Genomic DNA, 22,067 nt, shown 5'->3' with positions numbered 1-22,067 from the left:
TGCTGACCGCCGGGGCCGGCAATGGTTGCGGGCGTCCTGTGGAGCTGATGTCGTGGACGACTCAGGGCGGCCGGACGATTCGGCTCTGAAGGAGCCGGTGCACACGTGGTGCGGGGCGACATGCGGCAGAGGTGGGTGGTCGGGTGAGCGCGACGGACACGGAGGCGCTGGTCACGGTGGTGGCCGGGCTGGCGATCCTGGCCGGGCTGGCCGGCGTGATCGTGCCCGGGCTGCCGGCCCTGCCCCTGTGCTGGGGCGGCGTGCTGGTCTAGGCCCTGTTCGGCGGCGCGGGCGCCGGCCGCTGGGCGGTGCTCGCGGCCGCCACGGTGGTCGCCCTCGCCGGGACGGTGGTGAAGTATCTGTGGCCCGGGCGGAACCTGAAGCGCACCGGCGTGCCGACGTCCTCGCTGCTCGCCGGAGGAGTACTGGGCCTGGTCGGCTTCTTCGTCATCCCGGTGGTCGGCCTGGTGATCGGCTTCGTCGGCGGGGTGTGGGCGGCGGAGCGACTGCGGCTCGGCGACAACCGCCTCGCCTGGCCCGCGACCGTGCAGGCACTGAAGGCGGCCGGCCTGTCGATGCTGGTGGAGTTCGCGTCCGGTCTGGTGGTCGCCGCGCTCTGGGTCGCCGGGCTGCTGCTCGCCTCGTGAGGCGCCGGCTGCCCGCCTCGTGAGGCGGCCGGCGCGGGGTGCCCGTCGGATACGGCGCATCGCCGTACGGGTGAGAGAGAGGTGGACACCCCGCGCCGCCGCGGGCCGGGCGTTGCCGAGCGCCCGGCGCCGGCCCGTCGCGATCGGGCCTGGTCACGGGCTCAAGGATGCGCCGGACGGGACGGTTGCGGCAACGGAATTAGGCCGCGCGGCGATGAGATTCCCACCGCCGACGTATTGACCGTCTTGATCGACGGGTGAACACTTTGCCCACTCGCACCGGGGATCCGCCTCGAGGAGGTGTGCAGTGGCCACGACGCCCGCGCCGACCGCCGAGCAACCGATGGACGACGACGCCCGACGGCTCGCCGAACTCGGCTACAAACAGGAACTGCGCCGCAAGTGGAGCGGCTTCTCCAACTTCGCCATCTCGTTCTCCATCATCTCGATCCTGGCCGGCTGCTTCACCACCTTCGGCCAGGCCTGGAACAACGGCGGTCCGGTCGCGATCTCCTGGGGCTGGCCGCTGATCTCGCTGTTCATCCTGATCATCGGCTTCTGCATGGCCGAACTGGTCTCGGCCTACCCGACCGCCGGTGGCATCTACTGGTGGGCCGCCACCATGGGCCGGCCGGTGCACGGCTGGTTCACCGGCTGGCTCAACCTGATCGGCCTGGTGGCGGTGACCGCCTCGGTCGACTACGGCTGCGCGACCTTCCTCAACCTCACCCTGTCCGCGCTCTTCGACGGATGGGCCGGCACCCTGCACCAGACCTTCGGTCTGTTCGTGGTGATCCTCGCCCTGCACGGGCTCATCAACATCTACGGGCACCGCATCATCGACGTACTCCAGAACGTCTCGGTCTGGTGGCACGTGGCCGGCGCCGCCGCCGTGGTGGCCATCCTGCTGCTCGTCCCCGACAACCACCAGAGCTTCCAGTTCGTCTTCACCGAGCGGTTCAACAACTCCGGCTTCGGCGACGGCGACAGCGGCGGCCTGACCTTCTGGTTCTACGTGTTGCCGCTGGGCTTCCTGCTCACCCAGTACACGATCACCGGTTTCGACGCCTGCGCGCACGTCTCCGAGGAGACCCGAGGCGCGTCGAAGGCCGCCGCCCAGGGCCTCTGGCGGTCGATCTTCTACTCCGCGGTGGGCGGCTGGATCCTGCTGCTCGCCTTCCTCTTCGCGGCCACCGACGTGGACGCGATCAACGAAGCGGGCGGATTCTCCGGGGCGATCTTCGAGTCCGCGCTCACCCCGTTCTTCTTCAAGACCGTCATCATCATCTCCACCATCGGGCAGTTCTTCTGCGGGATGAGCTGCGTGACCTCGATGTCGCGGATGGCGTACGCCTTCAGCCGCGACCGCGCGGTGCCAGGCTGGCGGCTCTGGTCCCGGGTGGACCGCAACGGCACGCCGGTCAACGCCATCATCGCGGCCACCCTGGCCGGGTTGGTGCTCACCCTGCCCGCGCTCTACCAGCGGGCCGGCGTGCCGGTCGCCTTCTACGCGGTGGTCTCGGTCGCGGTGATCGGGCTCTACCTGTCCTTCCTCATCCCGATCTTCCTGCGGCTGCGGATGGGGGACCGGTTCGTGCCGGGCCCGTGGACGCTGGGCCGCAGGTACAAGGTCCTCGGCTGGATCGCGGTGATCGAGATCGCGATCATCTGCGTCTACTTCGTGCTGCCGATCGTCCCGGCCGGCGTGCCCGGCAACGCGGACTTCACCTGGACCGCCGTCAACTACGCCCCGCTCGCCGTCGGCGGGGTGCTGCTCGGCGTGGCCGTCTGGTGGTACGTCTCCGCCCGGAAGTGGTTCACCGGCCCTCGCCGTACCGTCGAGGTGCCGGGGCAGCGCCCCGCACCCGCCGACGACCCGGCCTGATCCCTCCGCGTCGGCGCCGGGTCACCCCGGCGCCGACGAGGAGCGCCGGGGGCCGCGGCTGCCGCGCCGCGGCGGGGAAGCGGAGGATCGCGAGATTTTCGCGCCCGCGTAGCCTGTCGGCCGTGACAGGTGGCTGGCACCCGGAGACCGGGCCCGACGGGTTCCTCGCGGAGACGGTGCAGCAGGCGCGCCGCGTGCTCGACGCCGAAGACGGCTGGCCCACGTACGACACGGGCCTGGAGTTCCAGGGCCGGGCCATGCGCGCCATGTCCGAGACCCCCGAGGGGGCGTACGCCCCCGACGTGCCGGTGGGGCTCTACCTCATCTGGGGAGCGCTGACGGATGAGATGGACGCGCCGGGGAGAGGCTCCCCGGAACAGGACGCCGCCGCGGTCCGGCGCATGAAGCAGGCGGCGGCGGAATGGCTGACGGTCGTGGACTCGCCGGACGGCAGGAGGGCGTACCTCGATCGCTGGGTACACGAGGAGTGCGGCTACGCGCGGCGGGAAACCTGACTCGGCGACCCGTGCATCAACGGCCGCTCGCCACGCCACCGCGCCTCGATCGCGCCGGGCGGTGCCGGCAGCACGGACGCTCATGCTGATGGTCCCGGGCTGCGGCTGCGGAACCGTGCCGAGCCCGCCGCCTGGGCCTGGGAGAACCGCCTGACAACCGAGATCTGACCGGCGGGTTGCGGAGAACCCCTGTCCCACCCTCACCGTCGTGGATCTGCACCCGGTGGTGTGCCGTGCCCTGTGCGCCGTCACCTGTGTGCTGTGCTGGGCATGCATTGTGTTCCGGGGAGTCGAACCCCCGCGCCTGCCCGCGGCGCGCCAGAAGGGAGCCGGATTGCCCGCCGGCTCTCGGGTTCGTGCACGCCTCCACGTCGGCTACCTGCTCCGCAACTGCTCAGTCCAGCAGGTCGACCTCCCAGTTCGTCCGCTGAATGAGCGTGTCGACCTCGCGAAGTTGCCGAGCGAGGTCGTCGGCCTGGCGGCGCAGCTCCGCCACCGGCAGGGCCGGGATCATCTTCAGCTCCGACCGCAACTGCCGGTACCCGCGCTGGCCTTCCCCACCTGAGGCGTCGGCGGCGGACGTGACGACGCTGTGCCGCAGGCGAAGCACGTCGCGGCGGGCGAGGGCGTCGGTGAGGGTGCCACCCTCCACCACAGACCCTAGCTGCGGCGGAGCACCAGCGTCGCGAAGCCCAGAACGTCGCGGTACCCGCGCAGCCACTGGTCGCGGTGCTTCCGGGCTACGGCGAGCGCCTCGCCGGCGTCCGGATGGCCCGGGTTGTCCAGCGCCCAATCGGTGAGCGAACCGACCCACGACCACTCGTAGTCGTCCCACTCGGCGGCGTCGCTCACATGGGCGTACACCGGGGTCCAGCCGGCCTGCTCGGCGGCCTCGACGAGGCCGGCGAGGTCGGTGAACTCGTCCGGCTTCGCGTCGAGCGCGGCGAGTGCCTCCGGGGTCGGCGGGACCTGCCAGAATCCCTCGCCGACCAGCAGGATGCCGTCGGCGTTGACGTGCCGGCCGGCCAGCTTCAGCGTCTCGCCGAACCCGCCGAACGCGTGTGTCGATCCGACGCACAGCACCAGGTCGTAGTCGCCGTCCGGCACGTACGTCCGGGCGTCGCGCTCGTGCAGGGTGAGCCGGTCGGCGAGGCCGCGCGCCTCGGCGGCGCCGGCGGCGCGTTCGAGGGCGTACGGGTTGACGTCCACGCCGTCCGCGTGCCCGTCCGGGTGGTGAGCCAGGGCCTGCAGCGCCCAGGCGCCCTCGCCGCAGCCGAGGTCGAGGATGCGAGCCGCCGGTTGGCGGCCCGCCCGGCGCAGGAGCCGGTTGACGTTGACGCCGAAGATCGGGGCCGCGATCGGGTGGTGTGAGTGCGCGATGCTGCTGAGCCGGTGACGATCCACCGCCAGAGTCAACACGAGCCCGCCTGGGGGCCGCACCCGGGTTGTGTCGTGCCACCGTGGGTCAGGGAGCTTGACCGGAACCCGACCAGGTCGGCCTCGCGACCGTTGGTGACCCGGGGTCGTCAGTGCGTACCGCTGGGGACGGGGACGGCATGCTCCGCCGCCCGGCTGACCTGCTCCCAGCCCGCCCAGGTGTCCATTCGTCGGCGGGAGATGTCGAACGCCAGGTCGTAGACCATGCTGCCGAGCAGGAGCCGCAGCGGCGGGTCGTCGCTGTCGACCAGTTTCAGCAGCGCCTCGGCGGCCAGCGTGGGATCGCTGTCGATGGAGCCGTCCGCCCACTGCCGTTCCAGCTCCGCGCGCAGCGGACCGTAGGCCTCCATCGGAGTCGTGGGGGTCATGCTGGTGTACAGGTCCGTCCAGTAGCCGCCGGGCTGCACGATGCTGACCTTCACGCCGAAGGCTGCCCCCTCCATCGCCAAGGCCTCGCTCATGCCTTCCAGCGCGAACTTGCTCGCGCTGTACATGCCGGTGCTCGGGAAGCCGCCGAGTGCCGCGATGCTGGAGATCTGCACGATGTGGCCGGCACGTCGGGCGCGTAGGTGCGGCAGCACGGCCTGGCTGACCCAGAGCGCCCCGAAGAGGTTGACCTCGAACTGGGCGCGCGCCTCAGCTTCGGTGAACTCTTCGATCATGCCCATGGACATGGTGCCGGCGTTGTTGACGACGATGTCGAGCTGTCCGAAGTGGTCGACCGCGGTGGCCACGGCGCTGAATACCGCCGGCCGGTCGGTCACGTCGAGCGGCAGGGCGAGCAGCCGGTCACCGTATCGCTTGTCGAAGTCGTCCCGGGTGATGCTCCGAGCGGCGGCAACCACCCGGTCGCCGCGTTCGAGTGCCGCGATCGTGAACGCACGGCCCAGACCACGGCTGGCGCCCGTGATGAACCAGGTACGCGAAGCGGCGCTGGATGAGGTGCGCATGGTGATCTCCACTCTCTCTGATAACGAGACGAGACGGTCCGTCTAGCTATGTGGGAGACGGTACGTGAGTTGGCTCCGCAACGCAAGACGAGACGGTCCGTCTTAACCGGTAACGTAGGGCCCGTGACGACACCGCACCGACCAACGCCCAGCGCGACCCGCCGGAACGAAGCCTCGCGGCGGGCCATCCTCGCCGCCGCGTTCGACCTGCTCCAGGAAGTCGGATACGCCAAACTCAGCATCGAGGGCATCGCGGCGCGCGCCGGCGTCGGCAAGCAGACCATCTACCGCTGGTGGCCGTCGAAGGGCGCGGTCATCTTCGACGCCTTCCTCATGCTCAGCGAGGGCGGCGAGGGTGAGCCTCCCACGCTGCCCGACAGCGGTGACCTGGAAGCCGACCTGACCGCGGTGCTGCACGCCACGGTCGCGGAGTTGACTGATCCCCGGTACGACCGGCCGATGCGCGCGCTGGCCACCGAGATCGCGAACGACCCCGAACTTGCCGCCGCCTACAGCCAACGGCTGGACGGACCGATGAAGGAGGCCAAGCGGCAACGGCTGGCCAGCGCCCAGCGGGCCGGGCAACTCGCCGAAGACGTCGACCTCGACGTGGCCGTGGAGATGATCTGGGGCCCGGTGCTCAACCGCTGGCTGCAACGCAGCGGACCACTTACCGCCGAGTACACCGACCGTGTCATCACCACCGCCCTCAACGGCTTACGCCCACGCCCGTCCGGCCGTTGATCCGGCACCCGGCTCCTCGTCCGCCCTCCGCCCTCCGCCCTCCGCCGATCGCGTTTGCGACGGTGACCGCTGGGGGCATTGACGGTGATCCGGTTCTGCCAGTAGACCTTGGTGATGGAGGCGCGCCGATGAGGAAAGCTCCGCTCACGCTGGAACAGTTGCGCGTCGCGGTCGCCGAGCGCGAGATCGACACCGTGGTGCTGGCGCTGGTCGACATGCAGGGCCGCCTGCAGGGCAAGCGGTTCCACGCCCCCTACTTCCTGGACGAGGTCGTGGCGCACGGCAGCGAGGGCTGCAACTACCTGCTCGCCGTGGACGTCGACATGAACACCGTCGACGGCTACGCCATGTCGAGCTGGGAGCGGGGCTACGGCGACTTCGCCATGAAACCCGACCTCACCACCCTGCGTCGGGTGCCCTGGCAGCCGGGCACCGCCATGCTCCTGGCCGACCTCGAGTGGCTGGACGGCTCCGGCCCAGTCGTCGCCTCGCCGCGGCAGATCCTTCGTCAGCAGCTCGACCGGCTGGCGGAGCACGGGCTGACCGCGTACGCGGGGACCGAGCTGGAGTTCGTGCTGTTCCGCGACTCGTACGAGGAGGCGTGGCGGCGCGGCTACCGCGACCTGACCCCGGCCAACCAGTACAACGTGGACTACTCGCTGCTCGGCACCGCCCGTGTCGAGCCGCTGCTGCGCCGCATCCGCACCGAGATGGCCGGCGCCGGGCTGACCCCGGAGAGCGCCAAGGGCGAGTGCAACCTCGGCCAGCACGAGATCGCCTTCCGTTACGACGAGGCGGTGGCCTGCGCCGACCACCACGTCATCTACAAGAACGGGGCCAAGGAGATCGCCGCCCAGGAGGGCATGTCGATCACCTTCATGGCCAAGCCGAACGCGCGGGAGGGCAACTCCTGCCACATCCACTTCTCGCTGCGCGGCGCCGACGGCCGCTCGGCGATGCTCGGTGACGGGCCGGCGCACCTGTCGGCCACCGGGCAGCGGGTGCTGGCCGGGCTGCTCGCCACGATGCGCGAGTTCAGTCTGCTGTTCGCCCCCAACGTCAACTCATACAAGCGCTACCAGCCGGGCTCGTTCGCCCCGACCGCGCTGCGCTGGGGCACCGACAACCGCACCTGCGCACTGCGTCTGGTCGGGCACGGCCAGGGGATGCGGGTGGAGAACCGGGTGCCGGGCGCCGACGTCAACCCGTACCTGGCGATCGCCGCACTGGTCGCCGGGGCCGTGTACGGCCTGGAACAGGAGCTGGAGCTGGGTGAGGAGTGCACCGGCAACGCGTACGACGACCCGGACGCCGAGCGGGTGCCCGGCACCCTGCGCGACGCCCTGGCGCTGTGGGAGGGTTCGACGCCGGCGAAGGACGCGTTCGGCGACGAGGTGGTCGCCCACTACGCGAACAACGCGAAGGTCGAGCTTGCCGCCTTCGACGCCGCGGTCACGGACTGGGAGCTGGTGCGTGGCTTCGAACGCCTCTGACTCCGGTCGATCATGGACTTGTGGTGCCCGGCTCATGGCGATCAGCGGCCTCCGTGCGGCGCCACAACTCCATGATCGGCGAGGAAGGGGCGGGGCGCGTGACTGAGGTGCGGAACCCGGCGACGGGGGCGGTGCTGCGGGAGGTGGCGGGCACCTCGCTCGCCGAGACCGACGCCGCGATCTCGCGGGCGGCGGCCGCCTTCGAGCGGTGGCGTCAGGTGGGGCCGGGGGATCGGGCGCGGTTGCTGCGGCGGTTCGCGGCCGTGGTCGACGCGCACCTGGAGGAGTTGGCGCAGCTGGAGGTGCGCAACTCCGGGCACACCATCGGCAACGCGCGGTGGGAGGCCGGCAACGTCCGCGACGTGCTCGACTACTACGCCGGGGCGCCCGAGCGGCTGACCGGCCGACAGATCCCCGTGCCCGGCGGTCTGGACGTGACCTTCCACGAGCCGCTCGGCGTGGTCGGGGTGATCGTGCCGTGGAACTTCCCGATGCCGATCGCCGGCTGGGGCTTCGCCCCGGCGCTCGCCGCCGGCAACACCGTGGTGCTCAAACCCGCCGAGCTGACGCCGCTCACCGCTCTGCGCCTGGCCGAGCTGGGCCGCGAGGCCGGCCTCCCGGACGGCGTGTTCACCGTGCTCCCCGGCCGAGGCAGCGTGGTGGGCGAGCGCTTCGTCACCCACCCCGCGGTCCGCAAGGTCTGCTTCACCGGCTCGACCGAGGTCGGCACCCGCATCATGGCCGGCTGCGCCGAACAGGTGAAGCGGGTCACCCTGGAGCTGGGCGGCAAGAGCGCCAACCTCGTCTTCGCCGACGCCGACCTGGCGAAGGCCGCGGCGACCGCGCCGTACGCCGTCTTCGACAACGCGGGCCAGGACTGCTGCGCCCGCTCCCGGATCCTGGTCCAGCGGCCGGTGTACGACCGGTTCCTCGAACTCCTCGAACCGGCGGTCCGCGCCTTCCGCGTCGAGGACCCGGCCCGCGACACCGCCGAGATGGGGCCGCTGATCTCCGCCGGCCAGCGGGACCGGGTCGCCGGGTACGTCGACGGCGCGACGGTCGCCTTCACCGGCTCCCGGCCCGACGGCCCCGGCTTCTGGTACGCACCGACCGTGCTGCTCGCCGACTCGCCCGCCGACCGGCACTGGCGGGAGGAGATCTTCGGCCCGGTGGTCTCGGTGCTCCCCTTCGACGACGAGGCCGACGCGATCCGGCTCGCCAACGACACCGAGTACGGCCTGTCCGGCTCGATCTGGACCCGCGACGTCGGCCGGGCACTGCGGGTCGCCCGAGGCGTCGAGTCCGGCAACCTGAGCGTCAACTCGCACTCCTCGGTGCGCTACTGGACGCCGTTCGGCGGGATGAAGCGCTCCGGGCTCGGCCGCGAGCTGGGCCCGGACGCCCTGCACGCATTCACGGACGTCAAGAACGTGTTCATCAGCACGGAGGAGTGAGATGCAGGGTCGGTTGCAGGACCGGGTGGCCGTGGTGACCGGGGCGGGAAGCGGGATCGGGCTCGCCACCGTGCGGCGGTTCGCCGCCGAGGGCGCCCGGGTGGTCTGCGTGGACATCGACGCGGAGGCGGGCGGGCGCGCCGCGGAGGAGGTGGGCGGGGAGTTCGTCGCCGCGGACGTGGCCGACGAGACCGCCGTCCGGGACCTCTTCGACGGGGTGGCCGAGCGGCACGGCCGGGTGGATGTCGCGTTCAACAACGCCGGCATCTCGCCGCCGGACGACGACTCGATCCTGGAGACCGGCCTGGACGCCTGGGAGCGGGTGCTGCGGGTCAACACCACGAGCGTCTACCTCTGCTGCAAGTACGCCATTCCGCACATGCGCCGCCAGGGCAAGGGCTCGATCATCAACACCGCCTCCTTCGTGGCGCTGATGGGCGCGGCGACCTCGCAGATCGCGTACACGGCGAGCAAGGGCGGGGTGCTGGCGATGACTCGGGAGCTGGGCGTGCAGTTCGCCCGGGAGGGGATCCGCGTCAACGCGCTCTGTCCCGGCCCGGTCGCCACCCCGCTGCTGCTGGAGCTGTTCGCCAAGGATCCGGAGCGGGCCGCCCGTCGCCTCGTCCACGTGCCGATGGGACGGTTCGGCAACCCGGAGGAGATCGCCGCCGCGGTGGCGTTCCTGGCCAGCGACGACGCCTCCTTCATGACCGCCGCCCAGTTCGTGGTGGACGGCGGGATCACCGGCGCGTACGTCACCCCTCTGTGAGCCGGGTCACCCGTCCCCTGATCGGCGTCAGCGCGTACGTCGAGCCGGCCGGCTGGGCGGTCTGGCGGGACGTGCCGGCGGTGCTGGTGCCCGAGGCGTACGTCCGGGCGGTGACGGAGACCGGCGGCCGGGCCGTGGTGCTGCCCCCGGACGACCGGGACGCCGACGTGCTCCGGGTGCTCGACGGGCTGGTCCTGGCCGGTGGCGCGGACGTCGATCCGGGGCGGTACGGCCAGCTCCCCGGCCCGCGTACGGAGACCCGGCCGTTGCGGGACGCCGGCGAGCTGACCTTGCTGACCGGTGCGCTCGCCGCCGGCCTACCGGTGCTCGGGATCTGCCGGGGCATGCAGCTGCTCACGATCGCGTACGGCGGCTCGCTGCACCAGCACCTGCCGGACGTCGTCGGGCACGAGCGGCACCGGCCCGCACCGGGCGTCTACGGCGCGCACCCGGTGCGGTTCGCGCCGGACAGTCTGGCGGCGAGGGTGATGGCGGGGGTGGACCGGGTCAACTCGTACCACCACCAGGGCGTCGCCGACCCGGGCCGGCTGGCGGTGACCGGCTGGGCGGACGATGGCGTCGTCGAGGCGGTGGAGGACCCGGAGCGGCCGTTCGTGCTGGGCGTGCAGTGGCATCCGGAGAACGACTCGGATCCCCGGCCGGTCGGCGCGCTGGTCGCGGCGGCCTATGACCGGGCCGCCGCCCGGCTGTCGGACCCCCGTCAGTGAGACGGTCCTAACCAGCGTCCCGGGCGTCCCACGTGTTACGTCGTCGGTCCGCCGGGGTACAAGGCCGAGCACGACGGGTGGGGGATCAATCGGCCAGGTGATGCGACGGCCGGATCGGGAGGGCGAATGAGTTCGGCGCTGGGGGGCGCGGACGCGGGAAAGCTCCCGGTCGCCGACGGGGAACTGCCCCCACCGCTCGCCGCGGCCTTCGCGGCCGGCGGCGAGCTGGGCCGGCAGCTCAGCGAGTTCGACTGGGACACCACCCCGCTCGGTGCACCGGCCCGTTGGCCGGCGGCGCTGTCCGGCGCGGTGGGCACGATGCTGGCGTCCAGCGCGCAGATCGTGATGTTCTGGGGCGACGACGAGTTGGCCTTCTACAACGACGCCTACCGGCCGACGATCGGCAGCAAGCACCCGCACGCGCTCTGCCGGCCGGCCCGGACGTCCTGGTCGGAGACCTGGGAGGTGCTCGGCCCGCTGCTGGCGGACGTGCGCCGCACCGGGCGCTCCTACCGGGGCGAGGACCATCCGTTCCCGATCGAGCGGCACGGCTTCCTGGAGGAGACGTACTTCGACGTCTCGTACGACCCGATCCGCGCCGCGGACGGCTCGGTCGCCGGCGTCTTCTGCATCGTGAGCGAGACCACCGGCCGGGTGCTCGGGGAGCGGCGGCTGCGCGCGCTCGCCGAGCTCGGCTCCGAGTTGGTCGACGCGGGCACCGCCGCCGAGCTGGGGCGTTCCGCGGCCACCGTGCTCGGTCGGCACCAGGCCGATGTGCCGTTCGCGCAGATCTGGCTCCGCGACGGCAGCGGCGGGTTCAGCCTCGCCGGGGCGAGCGGCGTCGAGGCGTCGGCCGGCGTGGGCATACGGGAGGTGGTCGTCGCCGCCCTCGACGGCGGGTCCGGGGAGGTCCCGGTCGCTGACGTGCTCGACGCGGCGCCCGGCACGGCCGCCGACCGGGCGCTGGTGCTGCCGCTCACCGCCACCAACGAGACCGTCGGCGCGCTCGTCGTGGGCGTCGCCCGCCGGCTCCCGCTGACCGACGAGTACCGGGACTTCCTCGGCCTGGTCGCGGCCCAGATCTCCCGGGCGGCGGGGCGGCAGTGGGCGTACGAGCAGGAACGCGACCGCGCCGCCGAACTGGCCGCCCTGGACCGGGCCAAGACCAACTTCTTCGCGAACGTGAGCCACGAGTTCCGCACCCCGCTCACCCTCGTGCTGGGGCCGTTGGAGGAGCTGCTCGCCGACCCCACCCTGCCGGCGACCTACACCGACCGGTTCACCGTGATGCACCGCAACGCGCTGCGCCTGCTCCGGCTGGTCAACACGGTGCTCGACTTCTCCCGGCTGGAGTCCGGCCGGCTGGCGGCCCGCTATCAGGCCACCGACCTGGCCGACTACACCGCTCGCTTGGCGAGCGCGTTCCGCTCGGCGATCGAACGGGCCGGGCTGCGGCTCGTGGTGGACTGCCCACCCCTGCCCGCGCTGGTCTTCGTCGACCGGGACATGTGGGAGAAGATCGTCTTCAACCTGATCTCGAACGCGGTCAAGTTCACCTTCGACGGCGAGATCCGCGTGCGGCTGCTGGCGTCCGGCGGCACGACCCGGCTGGAGGTCACCGACACCGGGGTGGGCATTCCGCCGGACGAGGTGCCGCGCGTCTTCGAACGGTTCCACCAGGCGGCCGGGGTGCGGGCCCGCACCCACGAGGGCACCGGCATCGGCCTCGCGCTGGTCCGGGAGCTGGCCCAGATGCACGGCGGCGAGGTCACGGTGACCAGCCGGGTGGCCGAGGGCAGCACCTTCACCGTCACCGTGCCGTTCGGCACCGGGCACCTGCCGCCCGAGCGCGTGGTCACGGCGGGTCCGACTCCCGCGGCACCCGACCAGGCCCGGCTCCTCGCCGCGGAGACCGCGCTCTGGGCCGGCGCCGACGACGTTGCGGCACTGCCGGCCACGACCACTCCCGCCGGCCGCATCCTCGTCGTGGACGACAACGCCGACCTGCGTGAACACGTCCGCCGGCTGCTCGCCCCGACCTGGGAGGTGGTGACCGCGAGCGATGGCGTCGAAGGGCTGCGCCTCGCCGTGGACGGCCGGTTCGACATGGTGCTCAGCGACGTGATGATGCCCCGGCTGGACGGCTTCGGGCTGGTGGCCGCGCTGCGGACCGACCCGCGCACCCGCTACCTGCCGATCGTCCTGCTCTCCGCCCGGGCCGGCTCCGCCGAGGCGGTGGCCGGGCTCTCGGCCGGCGCCGACGACTACCTGACCAAGCCGTTCTCCGGCCAGGAGCTGATCGCCCGCGTTCGCGCGGCCGTCGAGCTGGGCCAGCTGCGCGGCCAGATCATCCGCCGCCTGCGGATCCTGGCCGACGCGGCGGTGGCGGTGAACACCGTCCGATCCACCGGAGACGTGGTCGAGGTCGCCGCCCGGCACGCGCTCCGCCTGGTCGGCGCCGCCCGGGTGGTGGTCACCGCGGGCGGAGCCCGCTTCGAGGCGGACGGCGGGGGGACCAGCGCCGTCGACCCCTCCTTCGTGCTGGCGCTCACCGGCACCGGCGGCGAACCGCTCGGTGAGTTGCGGGTGTGGCGGCGGGACGGGGACGGCACGGAGACCGACGAGGACGCCCTGACCCAGTTGGCCCGACTGGTCGGTGTGCGGCTGGAGAACGCCCGGCTCTACGAGGCCGAGCACCGGATCGCCACCACCCTCCAGCACAGCCTGCTGCCGCGCTCGCTGCCCCAACTGCCCGGCGCGGTGGTCGCCAGCCGCTACCTGCCGGGCAGCGCCGACGTCGAGGTCGGCGGCGACTGGTACGACGTGGTCGCGCTCGCTGGCCAGGAACTGGTGCTGGTCATCGGTGACGTCGTGGGCAAGGGCGTACGGGCCGCGGCGGCGATGGGGGAGATCCGCAACGCGCTGCGGGCGTACCTGCTCGAAGGGTTCGACCCGGGTGAGTCGCTGACGCGGCTGAACCGGCTGCTCGCCTCGACGGAGGCCCGCACCCTGGCCACCGTCGTCTGCCTCCTGTTCGACCCCCGCACCGGGCGCCTGCGGTACGCCAGCGCCGGACACCCGTCACCGCTGGTCATCCGGGGTGGCGACGCGCGCTTCCTGCACGAGCGGGCGCTGGGGCCGCCGGTCGGCGCCCTGGCGGACACGACGTACCGGACGGTGGCGGGTGAACTGCCCGCCGGCACCCGGCTCCTGCTCTACACCGACGGGCTGATCGAGGACCGGCACCTCGGCATCGACGCGGCGCTGACGCGCCTCCGCCAGGACGCGGCGCGGCCGGGGGAGCACGTCGCGGACCTCGTCGACGCCGTGGTGGCGCCGGTCGCCGAACGCCCCCGGCGCGACGACGTGGCGGTGCTCGCGCTGGAGGCGACCGACCTCGACCGCTTCGCGCTCCGGCTGCCGGCCGACCCCACCCGGCTGAGCGTGCTCCGCAAGCGGCTGGAGGACTTCCTCGTCGCGCACGGCGTCGGTGAGACGGACCTGTTCGACCTGACGGTGGCCATCTCCGAGGCCGCCGCCAACGCCATCGAGCACCCGGTGGACCCGGTCGAGCCGGTGATCGCCGTGGAGGTGACCATCGCGGACGGGTCGGTGGTGGCGACGGTGCGCGACAGCGGGCGTTGGCGCGAGTCGACCGGCTCCGGCTTCCGGGGGCGTGGACTCTCGCTGATCCAGGCGCTGGGGGAGCTGTCGGTCCGGCGTACCGACGCCGGCACCGAGGTGACCCTGCGTCGGCAGTTGCAGGAGTGAGCCGTCAGGTCGGGTCGAGCCAGGCCTGCTCGCCGAGGCCGGTGATCTCCAGCACCCGACGGACCTGCCGGGACGGCAGCACGGTGAGCGTGCCGGGGAACCGCTGCGCCAGCCGGACGAGGGCGTGGATCGCGGCCGAGTCGAAGAAGGTCACCGCGCGCAGGTCCAGCGTCACCCGCGTGGCCGGCTCGCGGAGCGCGGTCTGGAACATGGTGTCGGCGGTCGCCATGTCGACCTCGCCCACCACCCGTACCCGGAGCTGATCCCCGTCTGTCTCCGCCGTGGCGGAGAAGACGGGCGGCGCTGCCCCTTGATCCACGAAGACACCATGGCACAGCCCACCGGGCCGGGCAACAACCCGCGCGGCGGGACCGCGGCGGGCCGCACCCCGGTCGCGGAGATAGGCTTTTCCCATGACCGTCCGTGCGCCGCTGACCCCAGGCACGCTCTCCCCGTGGCGACCGGTGCCTGCCGAGATCCCCCGTCCCGAGTACGTGGGCAAGAAGGCCCCGCGGGAGTGGCGCGGGTCGCACGTGCAGACCCCCGAGACCATCGAGAAGATGCGGATCGCGAGCCGGCTGGCCGCTCAGGCGACCCAGCTCGCGGGTGAGCACTGCAAGCCGGGCGTGACCACCGACGAGATCGACAAGGTGGTGCACGAGTTCCTCTGCGACCACGGCGCCTACCCCTCGACGCTCGGCTACCGGGGCTTCCCGAAGTCCTGCTGCACCAGTGTCAACGAGGTGATCTGCCACGGCATCCCGGACAGCACGGTCCTCCAGGACGGCGACATCATCAACATCGACGTGACCGCGTACATCAACGGGGTGCACGGCGACACCGACGCCACGTTCTGCGTCGGGGAGGTCAGCGACGAGGCCCGGCTGCTGGTCGAGCGCACCCACGAGGCGATGATGCGGGGCATCCGCGCGGTGGCTCCGGGCCGGCAGATCAACGTGATCGGCCGGGTCATCGAGTCGTACGCCAAGCGCTTCGGCTACGGCGTGGTCCGCGACTTCACCGGTCACGGGATCGGGGAGACCTTCCACAGCGGCCTCTACGTCCCGCACTACGACAGCCCTCGGCCCACCGACATCATGGAGCCCGGCATGACGTTCACCGTCGAGCCCATGATCACCCTCGGCACCTACCAGTACGACATGTGGGACGACGGCTGGACCGTCGTCACGAAGGACCGCAAGTGGACGGCCCAGTTCGAGCACACCATCGTGGTGACCGAGGACGGGCACGAGATTCTGACGCTGCCGTGACCGAGACCCCGGCGGCGCTGCGCGAGGCGCACCACGCGGACGTGTCCGGCGGCTGGCTCCGGCCCGCCGTGTTCGGCGCGATGGACGGCCTGGTCACCAACATCGCCCTGATCGCCGGTGTCGGCGGGGGCGGCGTCTCGCCCCGCAACATCGTGCTCACCGGCGCCGCCGGCCTGGTCGCCGGTGCCATCTCGATGGGGCTGGGCGAGTACACGAGCGTGCGGTCCGCCAACGAGCAGGTGGCGGCCGAGGTCGCCAAGGAGCGGCGGGAGCTGGAACGGCACCCCGAGGCGGAGGCCCGCGAGCTGGCGGACGCGTGGGTGTCCCGAGGGCTGCCCCGCGACCTCGCCATGCAGGTGGCCGAGGCGGTCCGGCGCAACCCGGAGGAGGCGCTGCGGGTCCACGTCCGGGAGGAGTTGGGCGTCGACCCGGACGACCAGCCGAGCCCGTGGGCGGCGGCGATCTCCTCGTTCCTGTTCTTCTCCGTCGGCGCGCTCGTGCCGCTGCTGACGTACCTCCTCGGTTTCACGAGTCTGTGGCTGGCGCTCGGCGTCGGCGGGCTCGGGCTGTTCGTGGCCGGCGCGGTGGTCGCCCGGTTCACCAACCGCCCCTGGTGGTCCAGCGGGCTGCGTCAGCTGCTGCTCGGCTCGGCGGCCGCCGCCGCGACCTATGGCATCGGCGCCCTGATCGGCGTCCAGGGCGGCCTCGGCTGACCCCAACCCGCTCCCGCGATCTTGCACTTTGCGCCCCGGCATAACGGGCATTCCGACCTCTCAACGGGCCGAAACTGCAAGATCGCGGGGGAGCTAGCCGCGGGTGACCAGGTCTTCTACGGTGCCGTCCACGGGTTGGCCCCGGGCGGCCAGCTCCGTCGACTGGCGGGTGAGCACCGCACCCACCTCCGTCATGTCCGCGCCGGCCAGGCCGGTACGGCGGACCGCGTCACCGGGATCGCGGAAGTAGGTGCGGCTGAGCAGCCCGTTCACCGTCGCCGCCGCCAGGCGGGCCTCGCCCAGCATGAGCAGCGCCTGGTCCGTCTCGTACCACTCGGCGAGGCGGGCGGCCCGGGCGTGCGCCGCGTACCCCCGGTACCAGGCCTGGCGGGCGGCGGCGCTGAACTCGGCCGGGCGGGCCCGCGCCAGGCACCCCAGGTGCTCGTCCCGCAGGGTGCGCAGCCAGTTGCCGGGGTCGTGCAGGGGGCGGGTGGTGACGTACCGGTCGGCGGTCAGCGGCCAGCGCGACGTGATCACCCGGGCCCGCGCGAGATAGTCCTCGGCGGCGGCGACCGTCAACTCCACCAGGACGCCGTCGACGCGGCGGGTGGCCGGGGCCGGACCGGAACCGGGCCGGTAGGTCACCACCAGCAGGCCGACCTCGCCGTCGCCGCCACCGTCGTCGTCGCCGTGGGCCAGCGGCCCGTGCACCGCGACGGCGAGCACGTCGGCGGGGTAGCGGCGCCGGGCCGCCTCCGCCGCGCGTTCGGCCACCGTCCACCGAGGATCGGCCAGGTGACGATCGATCTCGGTGTCCTCGCTGCCCGCGCTCACGCCGACCACCCCTGCCTCGCGACTGTGCGGACCCTCCGCCGCCGCCCCGCCGGTCAGCGCACCGGCCGGCCGCGACCGTCCGCGCCGGTCACCCCGCTGGGACCACCCTAGCCACGGTCGTCCGTGTCGGCCGGCGCGCCGCGCCCGACCGGCACCAGTCGGAAGACGCGGATCTCCCGGCCGCCGGCGCGGCGCACGTACGTCTGGTAGGCCGGCCACTCGGTGACCAGCAACCGCCAGAGCCGGTCCCGGTCCTCGCCGGAGACGACCTGGGCCTGGACCGGTATCCGTCGACCGCGCACGGCGACCTCGGCGTCGGGCAGGGCGAGCAGGTTCATCGTCCAGCCGGGATGGTGGGTCTGTCCCCAGTTGGAGCCGGTCACCACGAAGGCGTCGCCGTCACGTACGTACAGCAGCGGGTTGCTGCGGGGCTTGCCCGAACGGCGGCCGGTCGTCGTCAGGACCAGCGACGGGGCCAGCCCGAGCGCGACCACGCGCCCCCGGGTGAGGCGGCCCACCGCCCGGTCGGCCGGGACGAGGAGGCGGGCGGTGGCGGCGAACCATCGGTGATGGCCGACGCGGCGGGTGAGGGCTCCGAGCACGGACACGGGGAACAGTGTGCCGGTCCGCCGGCCCCGGCGGCACCCCCCGAGGCCGCCGTCGGTCAGTCCAGTCGCCGCTCCACCGGCAGCCGGGACCGGGTGAACAGGCCGGCGCCCAGCATGGTCACCAGCGGCACCAGCGCCAGGACACCGAGCGCCGTCCACGGCACCACCAGGGGGTACGGCTCCTGCACCGGCCAACTGTCGGCGTACTGCCGGTTGGTCGAGAACAGCACGAGAGCGGCGGTGCCGAGGCCGGCCACGATGCCGAGCGCCGAGCCGAGACCGGCGATCACCCCGGCCTGGCAGAGCGAGAGCATCCGGCGTACGCCGGGACTGGCCCCGACCGCGGCGAGGGTGGACAGGTCGGCGCGGCCCTCGGCGGCGGCGAGCCCGGTCGCGATGCCGGCCGCGCCGACTGTGATGAGCCCGGCGGCCGCCGCGAGCAGGAGTGGCAGCGGACCGTCCCGGTCCGGTGGCCGGTCCGGTTCGGTCGTCACCGCGACCGTGCCGGACGGCCGCAGGGCGCGGGTGAACGCGTTGATCCGGGTCCGGTCCGGCGTGGTGGGTGTGGCGACCGCCCACGCCGTGGTGACCCGGCCGAGCCCGAGCCGGTCGGCCGTGGCGGGGGAGAGCACCAGCCGGTCCGGGCCGATGTCGACGGGCAGCGCGTACCCGGCGAGCACGCTGACGGTGCGGGCCGGTGGCCGGTCCACGTCGTCGCCCCGGTCCACCGCGACCGCGACCCGGCCGTCCCGCACCTGACGTGCGTCGGTCACGACCACGCCGCCGGCGCGCAGCGTGGCGGCGGCCGCCGCGGCCTCGCCCGGCGTCGCGCCGGTGAGGATCGGCAGCGCGCTGCCGTCGTCGACGAGCACCTGCACGTAGGGCCCGTAGTAGTCGCCGAACCGCTGCTCGCAGCGCGGGTCGGCCCGGGCCTGCCGCCGCTGCCCGGCGCTGAGGACGTCGCTGGCCCGCCACGGGCAGACCTGCTCCGGCGGCGGGAGGGGGCTCACGTCGCAGATGGTCGCCGGGCCACGGGCCGGGTCGCAGGTGGCCTCCGCGACCGCCGCCACGGCCCGGGCGTCGAGGTGGTCCCGGGCGGCCTCGGTGACCTGCGCGAGCGACGGCGCCGGCCGGTTCGGTTCCAGCTGACTGACCAGCACGTTCCCCGAGGGCAGCGTCGGCTGGTAGGCGGCGGCCGCGCGGGCCTGGTCGCTGGCCAGGTAGGCGCCGAGGGCCACGCTGCCGGCGACCGCGGCCATCACGGCGGAGATCGCGGGCGCCGCGGCGGCCCGGTTGCGGCTCGCGTCGCGCAGCGCGATCCGGGGTGCCAGCGGCAGAGTCCGGCCGACCCGGGCGAGCAGGCCGATCAGCGTGGGTGTGCAGAAGACCAACCCCAGCTCGCCGAGGATGAGCCCGGCCAGGATCACCACCGGTGTCGGTCGGGTGGCGCCGAGCGCGGCGATGCCCGCGCCGCCGACGGCCAGGGTCAATCCGAGGGCCAACCAGCGGTGACGGTGCCGCGGCGGGCTGCGCCGGCCGGACAGCCCCGCGACCACGTCCTGTCGGGCGGCGCTCCAGGCCGGGGCGAGCGCGGCGAGCACACCGGCCAGCACGGCGATCCCGGCGATCACCACCAGCGCGGCCGGCCAGCACCGGTATCCGCCGTAGCGCGCGCCGTTGGCGTACTGCTCCACGAGTGGCCGGGCGGCGAACGCGGCCGCGACGCCGAGCACCACCCCGGTGACCGCACCGACGCAGCCCAGCACCACCCCGTCGGCGAGCACCACCCGCCGCAGCTGGGCGGCGTCGCCACCGGCCACCGCGACCAGGGCCAGGTCGCGCCGCCGCCGGCGTACGCCGACCGCGAAGGCGGGCCCGACCAGCAGGACCACCTCCAGCAGCCCGAGCCCGCCGACCAGCACGCCGGTGCCGAGGTCGTTCACGTCGGTCGGCCGGTCGCCCGCCGGCCAGAGGTGCGGGCCGGCCTGGTCGTCCTCCCCGGCCCTCGTGGACACGAGGATGCCGCGGTCGTTCAACCGCCGCACCAGGTCGTCGTGCACCCCGCCGGGCAGGTCGACCAGCCAGGTCGTCCCCTCGTCCGGTCCGGTGGCGGAGGCGGTCGACGGGTGTCGTACGACGAGCGGCCCCAGGTCGTCCGGGAACTCGACCAGCCCGACGACCCGCAGGGTGGCCGAGCCGTCGACGGTGGTGACCGTGCCGTCGAGCCGTACGTCGAGGCGGCGCAGCGCGGCCGGGCTCGCCGCGATCTCGTCCGGGGCGGCCGGTGCCCGCCCCGCCAGCAGGCGGCCCGTGCCGCGGGCGAGCGGGTCGCCGAGGTCGAGGGTCCGGGCCGGCACCGACGCGTCCCGGTCACCCACCCGGAACGTGACCGAGGTCAACAGGGGATCGTTGACGGCCCGGGCGCCGGGCCCGAGCAGCGCCTCCACCTCCGCCGTCGTGACCGGGCGCCCCGGCGTCGGGCCGGTCGCCCCACCCTGGGTGTACCAGCTCTCGCCCCACCGGTCCTGCACCACCGGCACGTCGCCGGTCCAGCGCAGGACGGCGTCGGCGGCCCCGAGCTGCCGGTCGATCCGCTCCTCCCGGGTGAGCTTCGCCATGTCGTAGCTGGCGGCCAGGAACGACAGGGCGAGCACCGGCAGGGTGATCATGGCCAGCACCAGCGCGGTCCGGCCCCGTGCCCGGCGGGCCTCGCGCCGGGCGATGCGCAGCGCCGCGCGCCACGAGCCCACCAGCTCGGCGACGCGGCGCGGCCGACCCGCCGGGCGTCCCGCCCCGGGCGGCACCTTCCGCCCGGGGCGGGACGGGAGCCGCGCGCCGGTCGGCCGCCGGAACCGGACGCCGGGGCGGAGGGTCACCGGCCGCTGCCGGTCAGCAGCTGCTCGACGCTGCCGAGCGGGGCCGTCGAGTCGACCAGCACCCCGTCCCGGAGGAAGACCACCCGGTCGGCCCAGCCGGCGTGCCGTGCCTCGTGGGTCACCAGCAGTCCGGCGGCGCCGGCGTCGACGCGGCGGCGCAGCAGGTGCAGCACCGCCTCGCCGGTCTGCGAGTCCAGGGCGCCGGTCGGCTCGTCGGCCAGCACCAGCCGGCGCTCACCCACCAGCGCCCGGGCGATCGCCACCCGTTGCTGCTGGCCGCCGGAGAGCTGGTCGGGGAAGCGGTCGCCCAGCCCCGGCAGGCCCACCTCCGCGAGCGCGGCCAGCGCCAGCTTGCGCGCCCGCCGTACGCCGGTGCCGTCGAGCTCCAGCGGCAGCGCGACGTTCTCGACGGCGCTGAGGCTGCCCAGCAGGTTGAGGTTCTGGAAGATGTAGCCGATCCGGCGGCGGCGCAGCTGGGCCAGACCGCGTCGGTCCAGGGCGGTCAACGACTGGCCCTCGACGCGTACGTCGCCGGCGGTGGGGCTGTCCAGCCCGCCGGCGAGCGCCAGCAGGGTCGACTTGCCGGAGCCGGAGGGGCCCATGACGGCCACCAGCTCGCCGGCCCGGACCGTCAGGCTCACCCCGCGCAGCGCGTGCACGGCGGCCGCGTCGGCGCCGTGGGTGCGGTGGACGTCGCGCAGGTCGAGGATGGTGCCCGGTTCACTCACCGTCGCGCCTCCTCGTCTGCCGGCCACACCACGTCGGCCGGTGTCGCGCCGGCCTGCGGCCCCGGCGCGGGTGGGCGGTAGCGCACCAGGCTGGTCTCACAGTGGTCCAGCCATCGCACCTCGGCCTCGGCCTGGAACACCATCGCGTCCAGCACCAGCCGCCAGGGTAGGTCCTCGGGTCGGTCGCTGGCGTACTTCAACCGGGTCAACTCCTGCAGCGCGCGCATGGTGGCGCTGCGCTGCGTCTGCACGACGGACCGGACGTCGACGCCGGGGGTGGTGAGCGCCAGCGCCAGCTTGATCGCCAGCTCGTCGCGGGGACGGTCGTTGCGGCTGATCGGGGTGGCGAACCAGAGTGCCAGGTCCGCCCGCCCGGCGTCGGTGATCTCGTACGGGCGCTGTCCCGCCTCGCTCTCCGGGAGCGAACGCACCAGGCCGTCCCGCTCCAGCCGGGACAGCGTGGTGTAGACCTGCCCGATGTTCAGCGGCCAGGTCGAGCCGGTCGACTCCTCGAACGCGGCCCGCAGTTGGTAGCCGTACATCTGGCCGCGTTCGAGCAGGGCGAGCAGCCCGTGACGGATGGACATGGCCCGGAGTATGCATACCTGGTATGCGAGCTGCAAGTGGAGTGCCGTCCTCCGGTC

The 22,067-nt window shown here is 73.4% G+C and carries 18 protein-coding genes and 2 pseudogenes; 11 read left to right on the top strand and 9 right to left on the bottom strand.

What is annotated here, in order from left to right; all coding sequences use genetic code 11:
* Positions 1-143: 143 nt before the first annotated feature.
* The 3 genes and pseudogenes from GA0070620_RS14045 to GA0070620_RS14035 all read left to right on the top strand — a co-directional run bounded on the left by GA0070620_RS14045 (position 144) and on the right by GA0070620_RS14035 (position 3,047).
* Positions 144-647, top strand: a pseudogene (locus GA0070620_RS14045) (DUF456 domain-containing protein).
* Between the two features lie 307 nt (positions 648-954).
* Positions 955-2,532 (top strand): amino acid permease, encoded by a 1,578-nt coding sequence (locus GA0070620_RS14040; RefSeq protein WP_091590944.1) that lies wholly within the window; start codon positions 955-957, stop codon positions 2,530-2,532.
* A 122-nt stretch (positions 2,533-2,654) separates the two neighbouring features.
* Positions 2,655-3,047: a hypothetical protein gene (locus GA0070620_RS14035; RefSeq protein ID WP_091590942.1), complete on the top strand. Its 393-nt coding sequence runs from the start codon at positions 2,655-2,657 to the stop codon at positions 3,045-3,047.
* A gap of 394 nt (positions 3,048-3,441) precedes the next feature.
* Here GA0070620_RS14035 and GA0070620_RS14030 read toward each other — a convergent pair.
* The 3 genes and pseudogenes from GA0070620_RS14030 to GA0070620_RS14020 form a co-directional block, all read right to left on the bottom strand.
* Positions 3,442-3,705, bottom strand: a pseudogene (locus tag GA0070620_RS14030) (DIP1984 family protein); the annotation flags it as partial.
* Between the two features lie 2 nt (positions 3,706-3,707).
* Positions 3,708-4,451, bottom strand: coding sequence for an SAM-dependent methyltransferase (locus tag GA0070620_RS14025; protein WP_091590939.1), 744 nt, complete (start codon positions 4,449-4,451; stop codon positions 3,708-3,710).
* A gap of 122 nt (positions 4,452-4,573) precedes the next feature.
* A complete protein-coding gene (locus GA0070620_RS14020) occupies positions 4,574-5,434 on the bottom strand; it encodes an SDR family oxidoreductase (RefSeq protein WP_091598748.1) in 861 nt (286 codons plus the stop codon).
* A gap of 123 nt (positions 5,435-5,557) precedes the next feature.
* Between GA0070620_RS14020 and GA0070620_RS14015 the strand changes: the two genes are divergently transcribed.
* The 6 genes from GA0070620_RS14015 (at position 5,558) to GA0070620_RS13990 (ending at position 14,393) form a co-directional block, all read left to right on the top strand.
* Positions 5,558-6,178, top strand: a complete 621-nt coding sequence (locus GA0070620_RS14015; protein ID WP_231922374.1) for a TetR/AcrR family transcriptional regulator — start codon at positions 5,558-5,560, stop codon at positions 6,176-6,178.
* A gap of 128 nt (positions 6,179-6,306) precedes the next feature.
* A complete protein-coding gene (locus tag GA0070620_RS14010; RefSeq protein ID WP_091590935.1) occupies positions 6,307-7,671 on the top strand; it encodes a glutamine synthetase family protein in 1,365 nt (454 codons plus the stop codon).
* Positions 7,672-7,769: 98 nt separating this feature from the next.
* Entirely contained in the window at positions 7,770-9,125 is a 1,356-nt protein-coding gene (locus tag GA0070620_RS14005) for an aldehyde dehydrogenase family protein (RefSeq protein WP_091590932.1), read from the top strand.
* A 1-nt stretch (position 9,126) separates the two neighbouring features.
* Positions 9,127-9,894: a 3-oxoacyl-ACP reductase gene (locus tag GA0070620_RS14000; protein ID WP_091590930.1), complete on the top strand. Its 768-nt coding sequence runs from the start codon at positions 9,127-9,129 to the stop codon at positions 9,892-9,894.
* Complete coding sequence (locus GA0070620_RS13995; RefSeq protein ID WP_091590928.1) at positions 9,891-10,622, top strand: gamma-glutamyl-gamma-aminobutyrate hydrolase family protein; 732 nt, start codon at positions 9,891-9,893, stop codon at positions 10,620-10,622. Before GA0070620_RS14000 ends, GA0070620_RS13995 begins: the two co-directional genes overlap by 4 nt.
* Positions 10,623-10,748: 126 nt before the next feature.
* Positions 10,749-14,393, top strand: a complete 3,645-nt coding sequence (locus GA0070620_RS13990) for a SpoIIE family protein phosphatase (RefSeq protein WP_091590925.1) — start codon at positions 10,749-10,751, stop codon at positions 14,391-14,393.
* A gap of 4 nt (positions 14,394-14,397) precedes the next feature.
* On the opposite strand, the gene GA0070620_RS13985 is transcribed toward GA0070620_RS13990, so the two are convergent.
* Positions 14,398-14,712, bottom strand: a complete 315-nt coding sequence (locus GA0070620_RS13985) for an STAS domain-containing protein (RefSeq protein ID WP_231922373.1) — start codon at positions 14,710-14,712, stop codon at positions 14,398-14,400.
* A gap of 94 nt (positions 14,713-14,806) precedes the next feature.
* Here GA0070620_RS13985 and map point away from each other — a divergent pair, with 94 nt between their 5' ends.
* Positions 14,807-15,664, top strand: a complete 858-nt coding sequence (map, locus tag GA0070620_RS13980; protein WP_091590920.1) for a type I methionyl aminopeptidase — start codon at positions 14,807-14,809, stop codon at positions 15,662-15,664.
* Positions 15,661-16,377 (top strand): VIT1/CCC1 transporter family protein, encoded by a 717-nt coding sequence (locus tag GA0070620_RS13975; RefSeq protein WP_091590917.1) that lies wholly within the window; start codon positions 15,661-15,663, stop codon positions 16,375-16,377. The genes map and GA0070620_RS13975 overlap by 4 nt, the downstream gene beginning before the upstream one ends.
* Positions 16,378-16,470: 93 nt before the next feature.
* Here GA0070620_RS13975 and GA0070620_RS13970 read toward each other — a convergent pair whose 3' ends face one another.
* The 5 genes from GA0070620_RS13970 to GA0070620_RS13950 form a co-directional block, all read right to left on the bottom strand.
* Positions 16,471-17,211 carry a hypothetical protein gene (locus GA0070620_RS13970; protein WP_091598745.1) on the bottom strand — a complete coding sequence of 247 codons (741 nt, stop codon included), beginning with the start codon at positions 17,209-17,211 and terminating at the stop codon, positions 16,471-16,473.
* 107 nt (positions 17,212-17,318) lie between these two features.
* Positions 17,319-17,819: a nitroreductase family deazaflavin-dependent oxidoreductase gene (locus GA0070620_RS13965; protein ID WP_091590914.1), complete on the bottom strand. Its 501-nt coding sequence runs from the start codon at positions 17,817-17,819 to the stop codon at positions 17,319-17,321.
* Between the two features lie 56 nt (positions 17,820-17,875).
* The gene (locus GA0070620_RS13960) at positions 17,876-20,695 is read right to left on the bottom strand and encodes an ABC transporter permease (protein WP_231922372.1); all 2,820 of its coding nucleotides are present in this window, start codon (positions 20,693-20,695) and stop codon (positions 17,876-17,878) included.
* Positions 20,692-21,423 (bottom strand): ABC transporter ATP-binding protein, encoded by a 732-nt coding sequence (locus GA0070620_RS13955; RefSeq protein WP_091590912.1) that lies wholly within the window; start codon positions 21,421-21,423, stop codon positions 20,692-20,694. Before GA0070620_RS13955 ends, GA0070620_RS13960 begins: the two co-directional genes overlap by 4 nt.
* Positions 21,420-22,010 carry a PadR family transcriptional regulator gene (locus tag GA0070620_RS13950; RefSeq protein ID WP_091590910.1) on the bottom strand — a complete coding sequence of 197 codons (591 nt, stop codon included), beginning with the start codon at positions 22,008-22,010 and terminating at the stop codon, positions 21,420-21,422. The genes GA0070620_RS13955 and GA0070620_RS13950 overlap by 4 nt, the downstream gene beginning before the upstream one ends.
* Positions 22,011-22,067 lie beyond the last annotated feature (57 nt).

Source organism: Micromonospora krabiensis (assembly GCF_900091425.1).
In the GTDB taxonomy this organism is placed as follows: Bacteria; Actinomycetota; Actinomycetes; order Mycobacteriales; family Micromonosporaceae; genus Micromonospora; species Micromonospora krabiensis.
The sequence above is the reverse complement of the archived record's forward strand: the minus strand, read 5'-3'. Positions and strand labels throughout refer to the sequence as shown.

Excerpts from the sequence above, each read along its gene's own strand:
- map (WP_091590920.1), top strand. The coding sequence starts at position 14,807 with ATGACCGTCCGTGCGCCGCTGACCCCAGGCACGCTCTCCCCGTGGCGA.
- GA0070620_RS14000 (WP_091590930.1), top strand. The coding sequence starts at position 9,127 with ATGCAGGGTCGGTTGCAGGACCGGGTGGCCGTGGTGACCGGGGCGGGA.
- GA0070620_RS13950 (WP_091590910.1), bottom strand. The coding sequence starts at position 22,010 with ATGTCCATCCGTCACGGGCTGCTCGCCCTGCTCGAACGCGGCCAGATG.
- GA0070620_RS14020 (WP_091598748.1), bottom strand. The coding sequence starts at position 5,434 with ATGCGCACCTCATCCAGCGCCGCTTCGCGTACCTGGTTCATCACGGGC.
- GA0070620_RS13990 (WP_091590925.1), top strand. The coding sequence starts at position 10,749 with ATGAGTTCGGCGCTGGGGGGCGCGGACGCGGGAAAGCTCCCGGTCGCC.
- GA0070620_RS14010 (WP_091590935.1), top strand. The coding sequence starts at position 6,307 with ATGAGGAAAGCTCCGCTCACGCTGGAACAGTTGCGCGTCGCGGTCGCC.